Source organism: Chryseobacterium fluminis, assembly GCF_026314945.1.
Lineage (GTDB): Bacteria > Bacteroidota > Bacteroidia > Flavobacteriales > Weeksellaceae > Chryseobacterium > Chryseobacterium fluminis.
Window position 1 is genome coordinate 2,855,366 of sequence record NZ_CP111121.1, and the last position, 17,215, is coordinate 2,872,580.

Genomic DNA, 17,215 nt, shown 5'->3' on the forward strand with positions numbered 1-17,215 from the left:
ACGCCCATAGATGCAGAGAATTCGATACTCCAGATACCTGAAATCGATCATCATTTTGCTTGACCTGATGGTTATGGCATCTATTTTTATATTCTTTTTCGTAAGCAGAAACCAGGCGCTGAAATACAATCAGGAATCGTGGTATCAGAACGCTTTCTCTCTGGCATTATTGTTTTTATTCTGGATGCTTTTAAGCGGCAGGACAAAAATTTATAATATTCCGAGAAACTTAACCTATACGTTATTTCTTGAGAGACTTCTGATTCACTTTATGCTGTTTATACTCGGAGTTTTTCTGATCGGAAAGGTGAGTTACAATGCATTTTTCAATTCAGATATTTACTGGCTTTCATTGTATCTGTTTTTCTTTGTTTTCCTTGCCAAATCCATTATTTATTTTGCCATTAAATACTTCCGGAGTTTAGGAATCAACTACAGAAATATCATGTTTCTGAGTGAAAACAGCTCTACAGAGATTCTGAAAAATATTTTTAGGGACAGAAAAGACTACGGGTACAAGATATTCGAATATGGGAAAACCGAAATCAATGCCTCAGAATTGGTAGAATTCTGGAAAAATCATGGAATACATACGCTGTTTTTCCCATCGGAAAATTCATTTGACGAGAAGACTCAGGATGATATTTTCAGACTGGCAGAAGCCAATAAAGTGCATATCTCATTGGTACCCAGCATTACACAAAGTGATTTTTTCCTTTATGATCTGGCGTACATCCAGACACAACCGGTTCTTAACCAGGCAAGGTACCCTTTAGATTATTACTCGAATTTTCTGTTAAAAAGGAGTTTTGATATCATCTTTTCCATCATCGTTCTGGCCGGCATCTGTTCCTGGTTATTTCCGATAATTGCAATTATTATTAAAACAACTTCGAAAGGGCCCGTTTTTTTCATACAGAAAAGATATGGCTTTCATGAGGAGGTTTTTAACTGTATTAAATTCAGGACGATGATCATCAATGATGAGTCTTCTACGAAAACAACCAGTGAAAATGATGCCAGAATTACAGGCTTCGGGAAGCTTTTAAGGAAAACAAGTCTGGATGAGATGCCTCAGTTTATTAATGTATTAAAAGGGGAAATGTCAATTGTAGGACCCAGACCCCACATGCTGGCTGTAGATAATTACTACAAACCCAAAATCGGAAGGTATAGCCTGCGGAGCATGGTCAGCCCGGGGATTACAGGGCTGGCACAGGTAAACGGGCTCAGAGGGGATTCGGGTGATGTAGAGATAGAGATGACCAAGCGTGTACTGGCAGATGCCTTTTATGTAAGAAACTGGAGTTTCGTGCTGGATCTTGTCATTATTTTAAAAACAGTCCTGTTAGTAATCGGAGGAGATAAGAATGCCAAGTAAGGTTCAGAAAAATGATTATAAGACCGGAATCTTATTGATAATGGATGCGTATTGTATCATTTTAACCTTCACTTTAATTAAATAAAAAAGTCTAATTTAGCATTATGTTAAAAAAGTTTTTTACAGCGGTAGGAGAATATATTATCCTATTAGGTAAATCTATTCAGAAGCCTCAGAAAATGAGGGTATTCTGGAAGCTGTTTATGAGAGAAATCAATGATTTGGGAGTCAACTCATTCGGGTTGGTGATCTTCACATCTATATTTGTGGGAGCGGTAGTCGCCATTCAGATGTTTAACAACTTTGATGCTTCTTCATTTCCCATCCCTCCTTCATTTGTAGGGTATGCTACCAAGGCGGTACTGGTACTGGAATTTGCCCCTACGATCATCAGTCTGATCCTGGCGGGTAAAGTAGGTTCATATATTGCCTCCAGTATCGGAACAATGAGAGTTTCGGAACAGATTGATGCATTGGATATTATGGGAGTGAACTCTCCCAATTTTCTGATACTTCCGAAAATTATCGCCTGTGTGATCTTCAATCCTCTTCTTATTGCTATAAGCATCGTATTCGGTATATTAGGAGGTTACATTGCAGGAGTGTTAACAGGAAACTGGACTACCGCAGATTATATCACAGGAATTCAGATGTACATGCCGAATCTTTTTATTTATTATGCCTTTACGAAAACTGCTGTTTTTGCATTCGTAATTGCCACGGTTCCGTCTTATTTCGGATACACCGTAAAAGGAGGTTCACTGGAGGTAGGTAGAGCAAGTACACAGGCCGTAGTATGGACGATGGTATTCATTATCCTTTCTGAATTAGTATTAACCCAATTGATATTAAGCTAATGATTGAGGTAAAAGATCTTAAAAAAAGTTTTGATGAAGTTGAAGTACTTAAAGGCATTTCAACCTCTTTTGATAAAGGGAAGGTAAACTTAATTATTGGACAGAGCGGTTCAGGAAAGACCGTATTTCTTAAAAGCTTACTTAATGTTTATCAGCCTTCATCAGGAGAAATCCTTTTTGACGGCAGAAACATTAACGTCATGAACAGGGAGGAAAAACAACAGCTGCGTTCCGAGATCGGGACGGTATTCCAGGGGAGTGCCCTTTTTGATTCTCTTACGGTCGAAGAAAATATCATGTTTCCTTTAGACATGTTCACCAATCTTACTTTCAGAGAGAAAAAAAGAAGGGTTTTTGAAGTTATCGGAAGAGTACATCTTGATAAAGCCAACAGAAAATTTCCGTCCGAAATTTCCGGAGGGATGCAGAAAAGGGTTGCCATTGCCAGAGCTATTGTAAACCATCCTAAATATCTGTTCTGTGATGAGCCCAACTCCGGGCTGGATCCTTATACTTCTAATGTCATTGATGATCTTCTTCTTGAGATTACCCAGGAATATAACACCACTACGATCATCAACACCCATGATATGAATTCTGTAATGACAATTGGTGAGAAGATTGTTTATCTCAGACTAGGCATTAAGGAGTGGGAAGGAAATAAAGACATTCTGATTACGGCAGGCAATAAAAATCTCATCGACTTCGTTTATTCATCAGAATTATTTAAAGAACTCAGAGAATATTTACTGGAAAATAATAAAACCATTGAAAATACGATCACAAAAATAGATGACAATGAAAAAGGTATTTAGTATAGGATTAATAGGATTTTCGATATTCGCTTCTGCACAGATTTCTCTGGCAGCAAAAGCAAACCTGATCTTCCCGACGGGATCTCCATCCTGGCAGAACATTAAAGGAACAGTAAATCAGGCTGTAGAAGGAGAAGGTAAAAATAATGTAGGTTTCAATGTAGGTCTTTCCTTAAAGGCGAATCTTCCGCTGTCTTTCTTCGTGATGCCGGAACTGTATTATACTCATTTTAAAAGTGATTTTACAGATCCTACGTCTAACACAAGCTTTGATATTAACAGCAACCGTATCGACCTGCCTGTTCTTGTAGGACACAAGGTATTGGGAGATATGCTGGGCGTATTTATAGGCCCTGTGGCAAGCTATAACTTAAGCAAAGAAGATACCTATAACGATTTCAAAGAAAACGCAAGGGATAACTTTACGGTCGGTTATCAGTTTGGAGCCCAGCTTGAAATTAAGAAATTCCTGGTGAATGCAAAATATGAAGGCGCATTCAGTAAAGATACCAGAAACTTCATTAATAAAGTTTCCGGTGAAGAGATCAGATACGACAATCGCCCTAACCTGTTTATGGTAGGAGTCGGATATAAGTTCTAGGACATCTGATATAAAAATATAAAAATCCTCAAATTTTAAATTTGAGGATTTTGATTTTGCTGACGCTGAAGTTCTGCTTCTCTTCTTGCGATCTCTGCAGCCTGTTTTTCGAGATCTTCTTTATCCTTCTGCAGCTGTCTGAATTCTTTTCTTTTCTGCTCTTCTTTTATTGCACTTCCCTTGCTGACATATCCTACCAGACCACCAATAATCAGGCCTATTCCAATGCCCCCCAGGATTCCCATGATATGAGGCATGCCCAGGTCATTAATGGTAAAGTTGGGAGAGGTAAGATAAAATAGCAATACTGATAAAGCTAAAAGTACAAGTCCGATAATCGTTAAATTTTTCATAGTGTTGTGTTTACATTAAAAAAAAGCCTTACCCAATTTACTAAAAAATTATATAAGGCTTTTGAGATTAGATTATATTATTCTTTATATTTTTCCGCCGGCAGCTTTATAATATTCTAAAGCTTTAGGAAGGTCTCTGTTAATATCGGAAATTCTTGTTTCCGGATTAGGGTGAGTCGATAAAAATTCCGGCTGTCTGTTCCCAGAAGATGCCCCTTCCATTCTGTTCCAGAAAGGAACTGCTTCTCGTGGGTCGTATCCTGCCATCGACATTAAATACAATCCCATTTTATCTGCTTCCGATTCCTGATTTCTACCATATTTCAGTAAGGCCACCTGAGACCCTATAGGATAAACTTTCTCGAAAACTCCGGCCCATTGTGCGTTAGAGATAGTTCCTCCCAAAATTGCGCCGCCATATTGCGCCACCATGGCCTGAGAAATTCTTTCATTTCCATGACCGGCTAAGGCGTGAGAGACTTCATGCCCCATCACAACTGCAAGCCCGTTATCGTTTTTAGTTACCGGCAGGATCCCTGTATACACTGCAACTTTCCCTCCCGGCATACACCATGCATTAAGTTCATTGCTCTGGATAAGGTTAAATTCCCAGTTATAGTTCGTAAGATCTGCCGATCTGCCGATAGACTGATAATATTTCTGTGCTGCAGCTTTTATTCTGCTTCCTACGTTAACCACTCTTTTGGCATCTGCCGTTCCTGAAATTACTTTAGATTTTGACAGTGTTGTCTTGTACTCCTGTGCAGACATTGTTAATATCTCCGAATTATTGGCGATCTGTAGAGAAGATCTCCCTGTAATAGGATTCGTGGTGCAAGATGCAATCGACAGAGCAATGGCTCCTATTCCAAATAGATGTGTTATTTTCATTGTTTCGAGTGTTAATAATTCAACCTTAACAATTTTTATTCCAAAAGAAAAAACATAAAGAATATATTTGCATACATTTTGCTATTAAAGTTAATAAATATTTATTACCATGAAAAAGTATATTTCAGTTATATTTCTGCTTGGATTTTTATTGATTTTCCAAAACTGTGCATCTCAGAAGTCTTCTGATCCACAAGCAGTAGCCGCAATGGTGAACGCTCAGGAGTTTACTTTTTATGCCGAGAGAGCCAATCCTACCAATTATGATGTGATTAATGTCATGAATTCTATGCCGAATGCTACCTCAACCAGAATGTTAAATCTGGACGGAGGATACACTATTGACCTAAAGAATAATGTGCTGGATGTTTATCTTCCTTATTTCGGGAGATCATTTAAGGCTACTTACGGAGGAGACAACAGTTACAAATTCAGTTCTAAAGATTTTAGCTTAAATAAATCTCAGAACAAGAAAGGAAACTGGGTTATAAAAATCAAGCCTAATGATGTAAATACGGTAAGTGAAATCATCATCGAGGTTTTCAAAAACGGTAAGGCTTTCACTTCTATACAGAGTAATGACCGGCAGCCGATTTCTTACGACGGGTATATTTCAAAAGGTGCAAGTCCTGCAAAGGATAAAACAGCGCAACCTTAATCTTTAAATAGAAATTTCTCAACAAATAATTTTGCTTCGGTGCTTGGATTTGAAATCAGCGCGGAAGCATTTTTTTTATGCTGAATATATGCTTCTTCTACTGAGTTATCCCGCTTCATCATCGATAAAATATATTCCTGTACCCAACATTCAAAACGTTTCTCCGACTGCCTTGTCCTCACGTCATTAAAACGGTCGGTTTTCTTTTTCAAAGTGATGAAGTCATCAATTTTTTCATAAACATCCTGCAAACCTTCATTATGTAATGCAGATCCCAATACAACCGGCACTTTCCAGTCTTTTTCTTTCGGTGGAATAAAATCGAGGGCTCTTTTTAATTCAAGTCTGGTATTTTTTGCTTTCTGCAGATTATCTTTTTCTACTTTATTGATGAAGATAACATCTACCATTTCCATGATCCCGCGCTTGATTCCCTGAAGCTCGTCACCACCGCCGATAATTTTTAAAAATAAAAATACGTCGGTAATATCTGCCACTAAAACTTCAGACTGTCCCACGCCCACCGTTTCAATTAAAATATAATCATAACCTGCTGCTTCACAAATCATCATGGTTTCGAAAGTGGTATTGGCCACTCCACCTAGAAATCCGGAGCTTGGCGAAGGGCGAATAAAGGCATTTTCTTCCCTGGAAAGTTCTTCCATTCTCGTTTTATCACCCAGAATACTCCCTTTATTAATGGATGAGCTGGGATCTATCGCTAAAACCGCTACTTTTTTGCCTTGTGCAATCACCAGTCTCCCGAAATTTTCTATAAAAGTCGATTTTCCTGCTCCCGGAACTCCTGTAATACCTACCCGGATTGAATTTCCCGTGAAAGGCATGATCTGCTTTAAAAGATCTTCGGCCTGCTGTCTGTGTTCTGCTTTTTTGCTTTCGACCAAAGTAATGGCTTTTGCAATCAGACGTTTATTTCCCGACCGTATTCCTGCTAATAATTCTTCTGTTGAAAATTTCATTGATTCAAAAATAAGGATTAAACACTGAATGATCAATAGTTCACGAACTTCCCTTTAAGTTTTAATTTAAAATTTATTTAAAGTGAATGATTGTTCACCATACTGTTATTTTACAATTTTTATTTCTTCTAAATTAAAACTACATCTTATTTTATTTACAGCACAAGGAATTTCCTACATTTGCTATTTACCATAAAGATAAACATGAAAAGAATAATCTTAGCAGGATCATTGGCAGCTGTTGCATTACTATCCTGTACCCCGAAAGCATCCACTGCAGCCTCACCTGTACTGGCCGTATCTACTGCTGAACAGATCGCTCAGGGGAAAACCATTTTTGAAAATTCGTGCGGAAGATGTCATAAATTACCGGATCCGGCAAAGCATACTCCTGTACAGTGGGTAGGCATTATGAACTCTATGGCTCCAAAAGCAAAACTGACGGATGAGCAGCATCAGTGGGTTTATGATTATGTAGTCTCAGTAAAAAAATAACCATAATAAAGACTTCAGGGACCATGGTTCTGTATACACGCCTCGTTCCTTTATACGATTCCGGAGTGTAACGGCATTTTATATTCCATTAAATCTGTTTACATTTAAATCTGCGATTGCGTCTGCTGAAACGACAAAAAAAGGAAGCCAAATCTGACTTCCTTTTATGATAATTATGGATATTTTACTTAACAATTAATTTTTCTGTCTGCATTTTCTCTCCCTGCCTGATATTTACCATATATACTCCTTTTTGTAATCCCCGGGTAGATATCGCTTTTCTGGAGGTGCTTTCGCGACGGTCTGACAATACGAGTTTCCCCGACATATCAAACAGCTTTATCTTTACCTCTTCTCGTGACCGGTCGATATTTCCTACAAAGAATTCATCATAGGTAGGATTTGGGAAAACGACAAATCTGGTATTTCCGGATGCTGTTTCCTGGGTTGCCAAAGCAGCGCAGTCGGCAGGTATCGAAAAATCTTCCGTCTGATCGTTAGCAGCATCACTGGCTCCTGCGGAAGCATTTACTCCCAATCCTCTTTTCGCAAATGCGTCCCATATCATACACTTGTCCTGCCCTGCATTTCCCAGGGCATCTGCCTGAAGGATGGCATCTCTTCCATCGATGAATGAAGGATCACAGGCCTGAAGCTTAAGTCCATCCATAACGATCTGTAGGGCTTTTGCGTTTCCTGAGGTTGCGCTTGCTGTGACATCACTGTTATACCCATACTTCTCCACATATTTCCAGGTAAGATCCCAAAGCATTGTTGCCCAGACAAAGCCTATAGCATGAGCTCCAACCAGTGTATTGGTTCTGCCATAGGTAAAATTATTTACGGAAAAATCCGGAGAATATCTTGCAGGCCTTATTCCTGATCCCGTGGTGGGCTGACTACTGGCGTAGGTCCCTATAGCTCTTGATAAAAATGAAGTATCTCCCGGCATTGTCGTAAACATTAAGGCAAAATAATCTGACCAGCCTTCTCCCATTTGCTCTGCGCTTCTCAGGCAGCTGTATCCCCGACCTGTTAATCTGTTTGAGATGCCATGTCCATATTCGTGCACGACAATTCCATTATCCATACTGGAATGCCTAAAACCACTGTAATCGAAATTCAATGTGGTATTAACTACAGTTCCGCCATTGATCTGATCCACCAGATAGTCACCTTCAGCTTTACCCATCATAATAGAAGGAATCGTAATTCCCGACACGGTATTATCTTTACCCATAGATATGGGATCTGCATTTACCGGATCATAAATAATCCCCCCTATGGCTCCTGCATCCTGCATATTTTTAACTTTTTTCGCAAAGCTGCATGCCCCTCTCTTGGCAACCCCTATCTGCCCTGTCAGGCTTCCTGCTGTCAGAGCTGTACAGGCATTATCCGGGCTGGAAAGTGCCAAATCACCTGTAACTGAAGCTCCTCCAAACAAAAGTGTTCCGAATGCGGCGGCGCCTGTTGCCACTTTAGGTCTGCTCACGAGAGAAGCAGGAGCATTGTACTGGTATCTTGTAATATAATCATCCGGAGTCTGTAATCTGTCCCAAAGATACATTTGCATCCTTGGAGAAAGCACATAAGTAATTCCTCCAATTACAGTTTCATATCCGGGGAAAAAATTAGCATTATTGAGACCGCTACCATCCAATGCTTCTGCTCTTACCGGATCTCCTTCGATACCTCCTTTTCCGAAGTTATTCACCTGGAAATTTCTGGATGCTTCGGTAAATCCAAACTTATAAAAAATATCATGAGCCTTATTATTCATGTAAAAAAGATTGGTAATACCTGCATCGCGATATGCAAAAGGATCATCATACCTACCATCGGCAAATGGATAATCAAAAGTGAGCGTACTGCCGCCATCCGGGGAATATCCTGGACTGTTGGTATTGGTCTGATCAGAATAGGCATAAACATTATTTCCTCTGGTATTCGTATAAGTATTTGTTCCGTCAGAATGCCAGCCCTCGGGAGAAACGGTCATATCCCAGGGATCGGTTACCAGTGAACGCCCTCCGAAAGATGGCGACTCCGTTGGCAGGGGAAATACACGATATGCTGCAGCAGAAGGTGGTGTTAAAAATGTACCGGATCCTGCCTTTATTTCTGCTTTTTTATTCCCGGAAGCAGGATGCGCATCTTCGGCATGATTTTCATGATGATTGTTTTCAAAATTGCATTCGAGTGTTAAATTATCTTTGGCAAGAATCTCACCGGAAACTGCATCTGCAATAATATGCCACACATCTGCAGAATGTTTGTCGGAAACAAAAAGTTCTTTAGATAAAACATAGACGTTATTTTTCTCAAAATAAACATTGGGTAAATACTGAATATCAGCAATGTCCTGCAACCCCAAATTCTGCTTCAGCATTTCCTCAGGAAACTTTTCTTTTGGATTACCCTGATGTGTAACGGAGATCTCTCTTTTAAAATCGTTTTTCTCAGATACAATGGCCCCCTCTTTTATAATCACCTTTCCTAAAGCGTTATAAATCCTAAGCCCGTCGTAGGTCTGCTGAATATTAACGATATTTGCATTTAAGCTTCTGGACCGGTCTTCATTAAGAATAATGAATCCCAGTTTAGACGAGCCGCCCTTCTGAACGATTTTTGCGTTTTTCTGATAATAATCTTTGATGAGGTCCTGGGAAGATTGGGCGCGTACAACGCCATAGCCGAGGAATACCGCTACAGAAAGCGGCATAAAAAATAGTTTTGTTATCATTTCATCTCTTTTTAAACAAATCTAATTTTTTTTTTAACCTGACAACAAAAAAATATATTATGTTAAATGACTTAATTCACTCATTTTCATATAATTAAATCCTATTTATTTTAAATTTCGTCAATACTTTTATTCTGTAAAAAAATATTAATCATAAATTTCAAATGACTGTTTTTTAATTTTTTTTCTCACGGGTTTTCTCACCTCTTTTTCTGAGCTAAAGAGGTCAAAATATGAAAATATCAACCTCAATTAATGTCCCGGATCTTCCGGCAACATGAATGAGCGGGTGTTCTGTATCGATTTTTCGTGAAGTGTATTTATCTATACAGTTAAGAATTTCTGATAATGCGGAAAATAGAGATTTTAAAAGTTCTGCGTCACTTTTTCAGATATCTGAAAAAAATAAAACATCTGTTATTCGGATGTTTTACTTTTTTGTTCAGACTTATCTTCAGGTGCCAAGCGGTCTATTTCCTTTTTCAGCAGTTCTATATAATCCTGCAGGTGTTTCAGAAGTGACATACTCATGTCATTAATATTCAGACTATTTGTGTTTCCGGTATTTCCAACAGAAAGAGCTCCAGGACTGTCATTAATTACCGGATTCTCAATAATTATTTTTGCTTCTTCCTCTTCGTAGATATCTTCTAACGGAACATCCAAAAAACGGGCAATCTTATTCCATTCTTCAGAAACAATTCTTACATCGCCGCTTTCTTTCCTGCTGTAGTTAGAAACGTCTGTAGGGATGATATCCGCTACCTGCTGCTGGGTATACCCCTTTCTTTTTCTTATTTCTCGTAATTTTATTTTTTGCATGATTCATATTTTATACAAAATTGCAAAAAAATTATAATATGCGGCCTAAAATTTTTTACAGGGTGTCAATCCGGATCCCTTTTGTTAAATTTGGTTATTACTGCATTACCAGATCCGGATTAAATAAGCTTCAATTTTGTTTTGACCTGTTTTTTCTTAAAACCTTATAGGTTTTTGAAACCTATAAGGTTTATTGACTGCCCCCTTTCAACAGCTCAGATTATTGCAAAATCATTTATCCATTCTCACCATCCTGGGCTGAAAAGTCCCGAGGATATCCACCAACTCACTCTGAGCGTTCATGACTTTATTAATGTCTTTATAGGCCATGGGCGCTTCTTCGGTATTTCCGCCCATCAGGGTGACATTTTTAAGTTTGAGTTCTTTTTTTAAAACCTAACAGGTTTCAAAAACCTGTTAGGTTTATTGACTGCCCCCTTTCAACGGCTAAGATTGCAAAATTATTTATCCATTCTCACCATCCTGGGCTGAAAAGTCCCAAGGATATCCACCAACTCACTCTGAGCGTTCATGACTTTATTAATGTCTTTATAGGCCATGGGCGCTTCTTCGGTATTTCCGCCCATCAGTTCTTTTTTTAAAACCTAACAGGTTTTTGAAACCTGTTAGGTGTATTGACTGCCCCCTTTCAACGGCTAAGATTATTGCAAAATTATTTATCCATTCTCACCACCCTGGGCTGGAAAGTTCCAAGGATATCCACCAACTCACTCTGAGCGTTCATGACTTTATTAATGTCTTTATAGGCCATGGGCGCTTCTTCGGTATTTCCGCCCATCAGGGTGACATTTTTAAGTTTGAGTTCTTTTTTTAAAACCTAACAGGTTTCAAAAACCTGTTAGGTTTATTGACTGCCCCCTTTCAACAGCTCAGATTATTGCAAAATCATTTATCCATTCTCACCATTCTGGGCTGGAAAGTCCCAAGGATATCCACCAACTCACTCTGAGCGTTCGTGACTTCATTAATGTCTTTTATAGGCCATGGGTGCTTCTTCGGTATTTCCGCCCATCAGTTCTTTTTTTAAAACCTAACAGGTTTCAAAAACCTGTTAGGTGTATTGACTGCCCCCGTTCAACGGCTAAGATTATTGCCAAATCATTTATCCATTCTCACCATCCTGGGCTGAAAAGTCCCAAGGATATCCACCAACTCACTCTGAGCGTTCATGACTTTATTAATGTCTTTATAGGCCATGGGTGCTTCTTCGGTATTTCCACCCATCAGGGTGACATTTTTAAGTTTGAGTTGTTTTTTTAAAACCTAACAGGTTTTTGAAACCTGTTAGGTTTATGCCTGCTCAACAGCTAAGATTATTGCCACATCATTTATCCATTCTCACCATCCTGGGCTGAAAAGTCCCAAGGATATCCACCAACTCACTCTGAGCGTTCATGACTTTATTAATGTCTTTATAGGCCATGGGTGCTTCTTCGGTATTTCCGCCCATCAGGGTGACATTTTTAAGTTTGAGTTCTTTTTTTAAAACCTAACAGGTTTTTGAAACCTGTTAGGTTTATGCCTGCTCAACAGCTCTGATGATCTCAATTATTTATCCATTCTCACCACCTTGGGCTGGAAAGTCCCAAGGATATCCACCAACTCACTCTGAGCGTTCGTGACTTCATTAATGTCTTTTATAGGCCATGGGTGCTTCTTCGGTATTTCCACTCATCAGGGTGACATTTTAAGTTTGAGTTTTTTTTTAAAACCTAACAGGTTTTTGAAACCTGTTAGGTTTATGCCTGCTCAACAGCTCTGATGATCTCAATTATTTATCCATTCTCACCATCCTGGGCTGGAAAGTCCCAAGAATATCCACCAACTCACTCTGAGCGTTCATGACTTCATTAATGTCTTTATAGGCCATCGGCGCTTCTTCGGTATTTCCACCCATCAGGGTGACATTTTTAAGTTTGAGTTCTTTTTTGATATCATTCTGAGTGAAAAGGTTTCTACATTCTCCTCTCGAAAAAGCTCTTCCTGCGCCATGTGAGGCAGAATTTAATGAATCCGGATTTCCTTTTCCGCGTACGATGAAGCCTTTTGCCGTCATCGACCCGGGAATCATTCCCAGCTCATTTTCATTGGCAGGCGTTGCTCCTTTCCGGTGGACAATCACTTCTTTTCCGTTATGAATTTCTTTCCAGGCAAAGTTGTGATGGTTTTCTATCCTGGCTTTTACCCTGCCTCCTACTGCTTTCACCAGTCTCCGGTGAATATCGTCATGACAGGCCGAAGCGTAATCTCCGGCCAGATTCATGGCAGTCCAGTATTCCAGTCCCAGGTGGGTGTTCAGGTCCAGCCATGCAAAGTTCTGCGCTTCCTTCGGCAGCGGACATTGCTCTGTTGCTACTCTTGAATAATACTGAGCAATCTCAGCTCCAAGACCCCGTGAACCACTGTGTGACAGGATGCCGAGATATTTTCCTTTGGGAAGGCCGATCTGCGGGTCCTCTTCGGTAATTTCCACTTCCCCGAATTCTACAAAGTGGTTTCCGCCTCCGGAACTGCCCATCTGCTTGATGGCTTTTCCTTTTAATCTTCTCAAAACAGGAATCAGATCAAACGTATCCCGGTCGAAAATTTCGTGGTCGACATGGGATTTATGCGTTTCGTACATTCCGAATTTGGTATGCTCTGCGAGCGCTTTTTCGTATTTATCTCTGGCTCCATCCAGGTATGAAACCGGCGTATCCAAAATACTGAGGCTCATTCTGCAGCCTATATCCATCCCGACTCCGTAAGGAATCACGGCATTTTCCACTGCAAGAACACCTCCGATCGGAAGCCCGTAGCCGCTGTGTCCATCGGGCATTAAAGCTCCCTGTGTTGAAATTGGAAGTTTCAGTGCCGTGTACAGTTGGTTTTTTGCCTCATCTGAAATGTTATTTCCGAAAATCTGAAAAGAAGCACGGTTGGCATTGAGCATTCTTTTTTCCGTTTTCCTGGAGGAAAGCAGTGCTTCTGCGATTTGCCCGAAGGTTAAATCATTTTCAAATTGTTCCGGGCTCTGCAGAATTTCTTTTAAAAGAGATTTTACATGATGAATATTTTTCGTTGCAAAATTTCTTTTCATGACTTCCAGAGCGATGTTGACGCTCTGATTATTTGGATATCCTATTTTTAATATATCTTTTCCTTTTAGTTTTAAATTTCCCATTGTTTTTGTTTTAAAATTTGCGGATATTATTATCCTCTAAACTTTCTGCAAACTCTGTTGCAGACATTTTGTAGTGAAAGCATTTCCTGCTCACGGTGTGATCACGTCTGTACTTTTTTTTCCATCGGGCAGATTTTCCGTAAATTGTTTTATGGACAATTCCCGCCACTTTATACTGACTTAAGAAATCATCGAGTTCGTCTGTTTCTTTTTCCAGTTCTGAATCTAAAGGTTTGTAATGGGTGATGATATAAGGTTTCACTCTTAATATAAACCTCCATGGCTCGATGAATTCGTAGCTGCTGACGGTTGTTTTTCTGAACGGGCAATACGTTTCTGTTCTTAAGAAATATTGTCTTTCTCTCTCCGTTAATCCCATCCTTGGATCATTCCACTCATAGGTCGAAAGGCTGGTAATTTTCTGCTCCCGGTCAACATAAATTCTTCTTCCGGATTTTCTTTTCTTTTTTAAGAATTTCCGGGTTTCAGAATACATTTCCGTGTTGATTTTATTCAGGATCCCATTGAAAAACGTTCCGTCTTTCGTTCTCATCACATCATCTCTCACCACAAAGAATCTTACAAATCCTTTTTGGTAAGGCTTTTCCAAAGGGACCAGCGGAATTTCTCTTCTTAATTGCCAAAGTTCGTTACACCGTTTATGCTTTTGTCTGATCTGTTTTTCTACATCTTTTCTTATGATTCTTTTTCGGCTTCTCAGACTTCTTAGCCTGGAAGACAGAAGGTTCTCTTTTTCCATTAATTCCAGATATTAGAGGTGAGGTACGGAAGATTATATTCTGTACGTCACATTAAATCTTAATCAACCTCATTTTTAGTTGATCACTGTTTCAAACCTATCCGGTTTATTTCCAAAGCATTATCATTAGCCCCGATAGAAACGGCATCCTTTTTTGTTGCGGGCGCAGCGAAGCGGAGGCCGCAGCAAAAAAGATACAGTGGATAGCGGGAACAGCTCCTGAAAACTATTCTTAGGATAAGTTCTGAATATTATTAAAAAAAGATTTCGGGGAAAACTAAATTTGAGTTTTGAAATATTGCGCAATAAAAAACCCGAAATCTTATGACTTCGGGTTTTGATATATCATTATACTGTTATTCTAAGAATGTACCGAACCACGAAGCCTCACCACCATAAGTGGCAAACCGATTGGAGAATGATGATCGAATCTGAACATTGCTTCGTTGTTTTTTTTAAGGGTTATACTTTATTTTCTGGTGCAAATATATGCATTTTTCTGAAAATGAAAAATTTTTATGGTTTTCCACCCTTTTTCAATAGATTATCATTCGGTGCAAAATGGTATATTTGTGTTCTTATACTAAATAATTATGAAAAACACTTTAATGAGATCGTTATTTTACGTATTCACATTAGCTATTCTATTTTCCTGTAATTCTAATAGGAATAATGAAGTTTTAGCCTACACCACAGATGCTACTTTGGGGTTATCGAGGGTAAACCTAAAGACGATTTCCAATAAAATCCCGGTAGATAAAATTTTAAAGGAGAAAAAAGACCTGAAGGAGGATGAAAAATTTTTTCTGCAGCTTCTAAACAAACCGAAAGAGTCCGGCATTGATACGGATAAGCCTCTTTATTTCATCATTGACCAGGGAAAATCTACTTCGGATCCTGATGCAAAAGCTTTTTTCTGGATCAGTGACAAAGCGAAGTTTCAGAAAAGCATGTCAGATCTTACCAAAAGTAAAATTACGGTTGACAAAAAAGATTATATCTACTCAGACGGAAAATTAACGGGCAGTATCAAAGGAGATATGGCCATTGTTTCCAGCGAAAAGTCTTATAACCCTTATGCAGGCTACAATTCTTATAATACTCCTGAACCTTCTGCAAAACTTAACGAAAAGTATTTTACCGATTTCTGGGGAAGAAAAGGAACGGCAAATGATGCCATTAAAGATCAGGTAAACCAGTCACTGGTAGATCATAAAGACATCAGCGGATGGGTAAATCTTGCTGCTGTAGCGAGCTATGCTTCCAAAGGATACATTGAGACTCTTGCCGTTAATAAACTAATCAAAGATTCGGGGATCGGTTTCGATTTCAATTTTGACAAGGGAAAAGCTGAAATGGATACAAAGACCTTCTTCAACGCAGAAATGAAAAAAGTCGTTGAAAAATACTTCGACAAAAACAAGGTAGATTACGATCTGGTAAAGAATGTAGAGCTGGATAACGCCAAATCTTTCACCATCGGATTTTTCAGTTTAGATTTCATGAAATACCTGGTAAAAGAAGCGGGTTTTGAAGCTACGGTTAACCATTATTTAGCGTCTACCAATAAAACACTGGAAGACATCACGTCTACTTTCACGGGAGATTATGCTTTTATATATTTCAAAGCTAAACCGGCTGATTCGCTGGACTATTACCGAACTAACAATGCGGTGGTATTAGGTTTTAATCCCAAGAAAAAGGATAACCTGACTTCATTGCTTCAAGGGCCGTTGGGCGCCAGCAAAAAATATATGATCGCTGATCATCAGGTCATTTTCTCTGATGATAATAATGTGATCTACCAGTTCCAGAACAAGAAAGCCGGAAAAAATGCAAAGCTTGACAAAAAATCGGGAATTACGGCGTACTCATGGTCTGACGGAAGTGATTACAACCAGAGAGAGAAAGCAAGTGTAAAAGTGGTGGATATGGTTAATGAATCTAAGGAAGAAGGAGGAAACCTGGTATCAAAGACGGTTTTCACTTTAGACAAAAAAGACGAAAACGCACTGTATTATTTGATAATGAATGGATAATATTGTTTTAGAAAATATTTCACCTAAATATTTCACTCCCAGGAATATCGAACAATCTGAAATCTGGAAAAAGAATATTTTTTTCCGGAAAGGAAACAAAATCCTGATTGTCGCCCCTTCCGGGAGTGGAAAATCTACGCTGGCTACCGCTATTCTGGGGACGCATTTTGAATATGAAGGCGAGATACTCTATGACCGACAGGCTGTTAAAAAACTTCACCTCGAAAAAATTGTGGAACACAGAAAAGAAGGTGTAAGCTTACTCTTCCAGGATGTTAGACTGATTAAAAACCTTACGGTTTCTGAGAATATCCTGCTTCGTATCTTTAATAAAGACCGAAAAAAATTTGTCCCAAAAATGGAAGAATATGCCGCCAGATTAGGAATAGAAAATCTGCTTCATAAGAAAGCGGAAAACTGCTCGTATGGTGAAAGACAGAGAAGTGCTATTGTGAGGAGCCTGGTAAATCCTACTGACTTTCTGATCTATGATGAATGTTTCAGCCACCTGGATCTAAACAACAAAAAAATGGCATTCTCCCTGATTAATGAGGTGTCTGGGGAAAGCGGAAGTTCGGTGATCTTTTTGAGCTGAATGCGTTTCCTTTTGAGCACGACTGTCAAATTCTTCAT

Annotated in this window: 16 protein-coding genes and 4 pseudogenes; 8 read left to right on the forward strand and 12 right to left on the reverse strand. The window is 39.1% G+C overall.

Translation table 11 applies throughout. The annotated features are described in order from the left end of the window. Positions 1-10: 10 nt before the first annotated feature. From ODZ84_RS13000 to ODZ84_RS13015, 4 genes are all read left to right on the forward strand, one after another. Positions 11-1,381 carry an exopolysaccharide biosynthesis polyprenyl glycosylphosphotransferase gene (locus ODZ84_RS13000; RefSeq protein ID WP_266172765.1) on the forward strand — a complete coding sequence of 457 codons (1,371 nt, stop codon included), beginning with the start codon at positions 11-13 and terminating at the stop codon, positions 1,379-1,381. A gap of 104 nt (positions 1,382-1,485) precedes the next feature. Beyond that, positions 1,486-2,238 (forward strand): MlaE family ABC transporter permease, encoded by a 753-nt coding sequence (locus ODZ84_RS13005; RefSeq protein ID WP_266172767.1) that lies wholly within the window; start codon positions 1,486-1,488, stop codon positions 2,236-2,238. Further along, entirely contained in the window at positions 2,238-3,053 is an 816-nt protein-coding gene (locus tag ODZ84_RS13010; RefSeq protein ID WP_266172768.1) for an ABC transporter ATP-binding protein, read from the forward strand. Before ODZ84_RS13005 ends, ODZ84_RS13010 begins: the two co-directional genes overlap by 1 nt. After that, positions 3,037-3,654: an outer membrane beta-barrel protein gene (locus ODZ84_RS13015; RefSeq protein ID WP_266172769.1), complete on the forward strand. Its 618-nt coding sequence runs from the start codon at positions 3,037-3,039 to the stop codon at positions 3,652-3,654. The genes ODZ84_RS13010 and ODZ84_RS13015 overlap by 17 nt, the downstream gene beginning before the upstream one ends. Positions 3,655-3,689: 35 nt before the next feature. On the opposite strand, the gene ODZ84_RS13020 is transcribed toward ODZ84_RS13015, so the two are convergent. Both ODZ84_RS13020 and ODZ84_RS13025 read right to left on the reverse strand, forming a co-directional pair. Then, positions 3,690-4,007: a hypothetical protein gene (locus ODZ84_RS13020; protein ID WP_266172770.1), complete on the reverse strand. Its 318-nt coding sequence runs from the start codon at positions 4,005-4,007 to the stop codon at positions 3,690-3,692. 84 nt (positions 4,008-4,091) lie between these two features. Next, complete coding sequence (locus ODZ84_RS13025; RefSeq protein WP_266172771.1) at positions 4,092-4,898, reverse strand: M48 family metallopeptidase; 807 nt, start codon at positions 4,896-4,898, stop codon at positions 4,092-4,094. 109 nt (positions 4,899-5,007) lie between these two features. Here ODZ84_RS13025 and ODZ84_RS13030 point away from each other — a divergent pair, with 109 nt between their 5' ends. Beyond that, positions 5,008-5,556: a DUF4251 domain-containing protein gene (locus ODZ84_RS13030; protein WP_266172772.1), complete on the forward strand. Its 549-nt coding sequence runs from the start codon at positions 5,008-5,010 to the stop codon at positions 5,554-5,556. Here the strand turns inward: ODZ84_RS13030 and meaB are convergent. Continuing rightward, positions 5,553-6,536, reverse strand: coding sequence for a methylmalonyl Co-A mutase-associated GTPase MeaB (meaB, locus tag ODZ84_RS13035; protein ID WP_266172774.1), 984 nt, complete (start codon positions 6,534-6,536; stop codon positions 5,553-5,555). The genes ODZ84_RS13030 and meaB overlap by 4 nt on opposite strands. Before the next feature lie 204 nt (positions 6,537-6,740). On the opposite strand from meaB, the gene ODZ84_RS13040 reads away from it, so the two are divergent. Next, positions 6,741-7,031, forward strand: coding sequence for a c-type cytochrome (locus ODZ84_RS13040; protein WP_266172776.1), 291 nt, complete (start codon positions 6,741-6,743; stop codon positions 7,029-7,031). A gap of 184 nt (positions 7,032-7,215) precedes the next feature. On the opposite strand, the gene ODZ84_RS13045 is transcribed toward ODZ84_RS13040, so the two are convergent. From ODZ84_RS13045 to ODZ84_RS13090, 9 genes and pseudogenes are all read right to left on the reverse strand, one after another. Continuing rightward, entirely contained in the window at positions 7,216-9,777 is a 2,562-nt protein-coding gene (locus ODZ84_RS13045; RefSeq protein WP_266172777.1) for a T9SS-dependent M36 family metallopeptidase, read from the reverse strand. Between the two features lie 417 nt (positions 9,778-10,194). Then, on the reverse strand, positions 10,195-10,599 hold the full coding sequence (locus ODZ84_RS13050) for a helix-turn-helix transcriptional regulator (RefSeq protein WP_266172779.1): 405 nt from the start codon (positions 10,597-10,599) through the stop codon (positions 10,195-10,197). A 231-nt stretch (positions 10,600-10,830) separates the two neighbouring features. Next, positions 10,831-10,992 (reverse strand): annotated as a pseudogene (locus ODZ84_RS13055) (RtcB family protein); the annotation flags it as partial. A gap of 68 nt (positions 10,993-11,060) precedes the next feature. Continuing rightward, on the reverse strand, positions 11,061-11,186 hold the full coding sequence (locus tag ODZ84_RS13060) for an RtcB family protein (protein ID WP_266172782.1): 126 nt from the start codon (positions 11,184-11,186) through the stop codon (positions 11,061-11,063). Positions 11,187-11,272: 86 nt separating this feature from the next. Beyond that, positions 11,273-11,434, reverse strand: a pseudogene (locus tag ODZ84_RS13065) (RtcB family protein); the annotation flags it as partial. 284 nt (positions 11,435-11,718) lie between these two features. Beyond that, positions 11,719-11,880 (reverse strand): annotated as a pseudogene (locus ODZ84_RS13070) (RtcB family protein); the annotation flags it as partial. Between the two features lie 64 nt (positions 11,881-11,944). Continuing rightward, positions 11,945-12,106 (reverse strand): annotated as a pseudogene (locus ODZ84_RS13075) (RtcB family protein); the annotation flags it as partial. A gap of 285 nt (positions 12,107-12,391) precedes the next feature. After that, a complete protein-coding gene (locus tag ODZ84_RS13085; protein WP_266172783.1) occupies positions 12,392-13,783 on the reverse strand; it encodes an RtcB family protein in 1,392 nt (463 codons plus the stop codon). A 10-nt stretch (positions 13,784-13,793) separates the two neighbouring features. Then, positions 13,794-14,543, reverse strand: coding sequence for a hypothetical protein (locus tag ODZ84_RS13090; RefSeq protein WP_266172784.1), 750 nt, complete (start codon positions 14,541-14,543; stop codon positions 13,794-13,796). 608 nt (positions 14,544-15,151) lie between these two features. Here ODZ84_RS13090 and ODZ84_RS13095 point away from each other — a divergent pair. Beyond that, the gene (locus ODZ84_RS13095; RefSeq protein WP_266172785.1) at positions 15,152-16,582 is read left to right on the forward strand and encodes a DUF4836 family protein; all 1,431 of its coding nucleotides are present in this window, start codon (positions 15,152-15,154) and stop codon (positions 16,580-16,582) included. Further along, positions 16,575-17,177 carry an ATP-binding cassette domain-containing protein gene (locus ODZ84_RS13100; RefSeq protein ID WP_266172786.1) on the forward strand — a complete coding sequence of 201 codons (603 nt, stop codon included), beginning with the start codon at positions 16,575-16,577 and terminating at the stop codon, positions 17,175-17,177. Before ODZ84_RS13095 ends, ODZ84_RS13100 begins: the two co-directional genes overlap by 8 nt. The last annotated feature ends 38 nt before the right edge of the window (positions 17,178-17,215 follow it).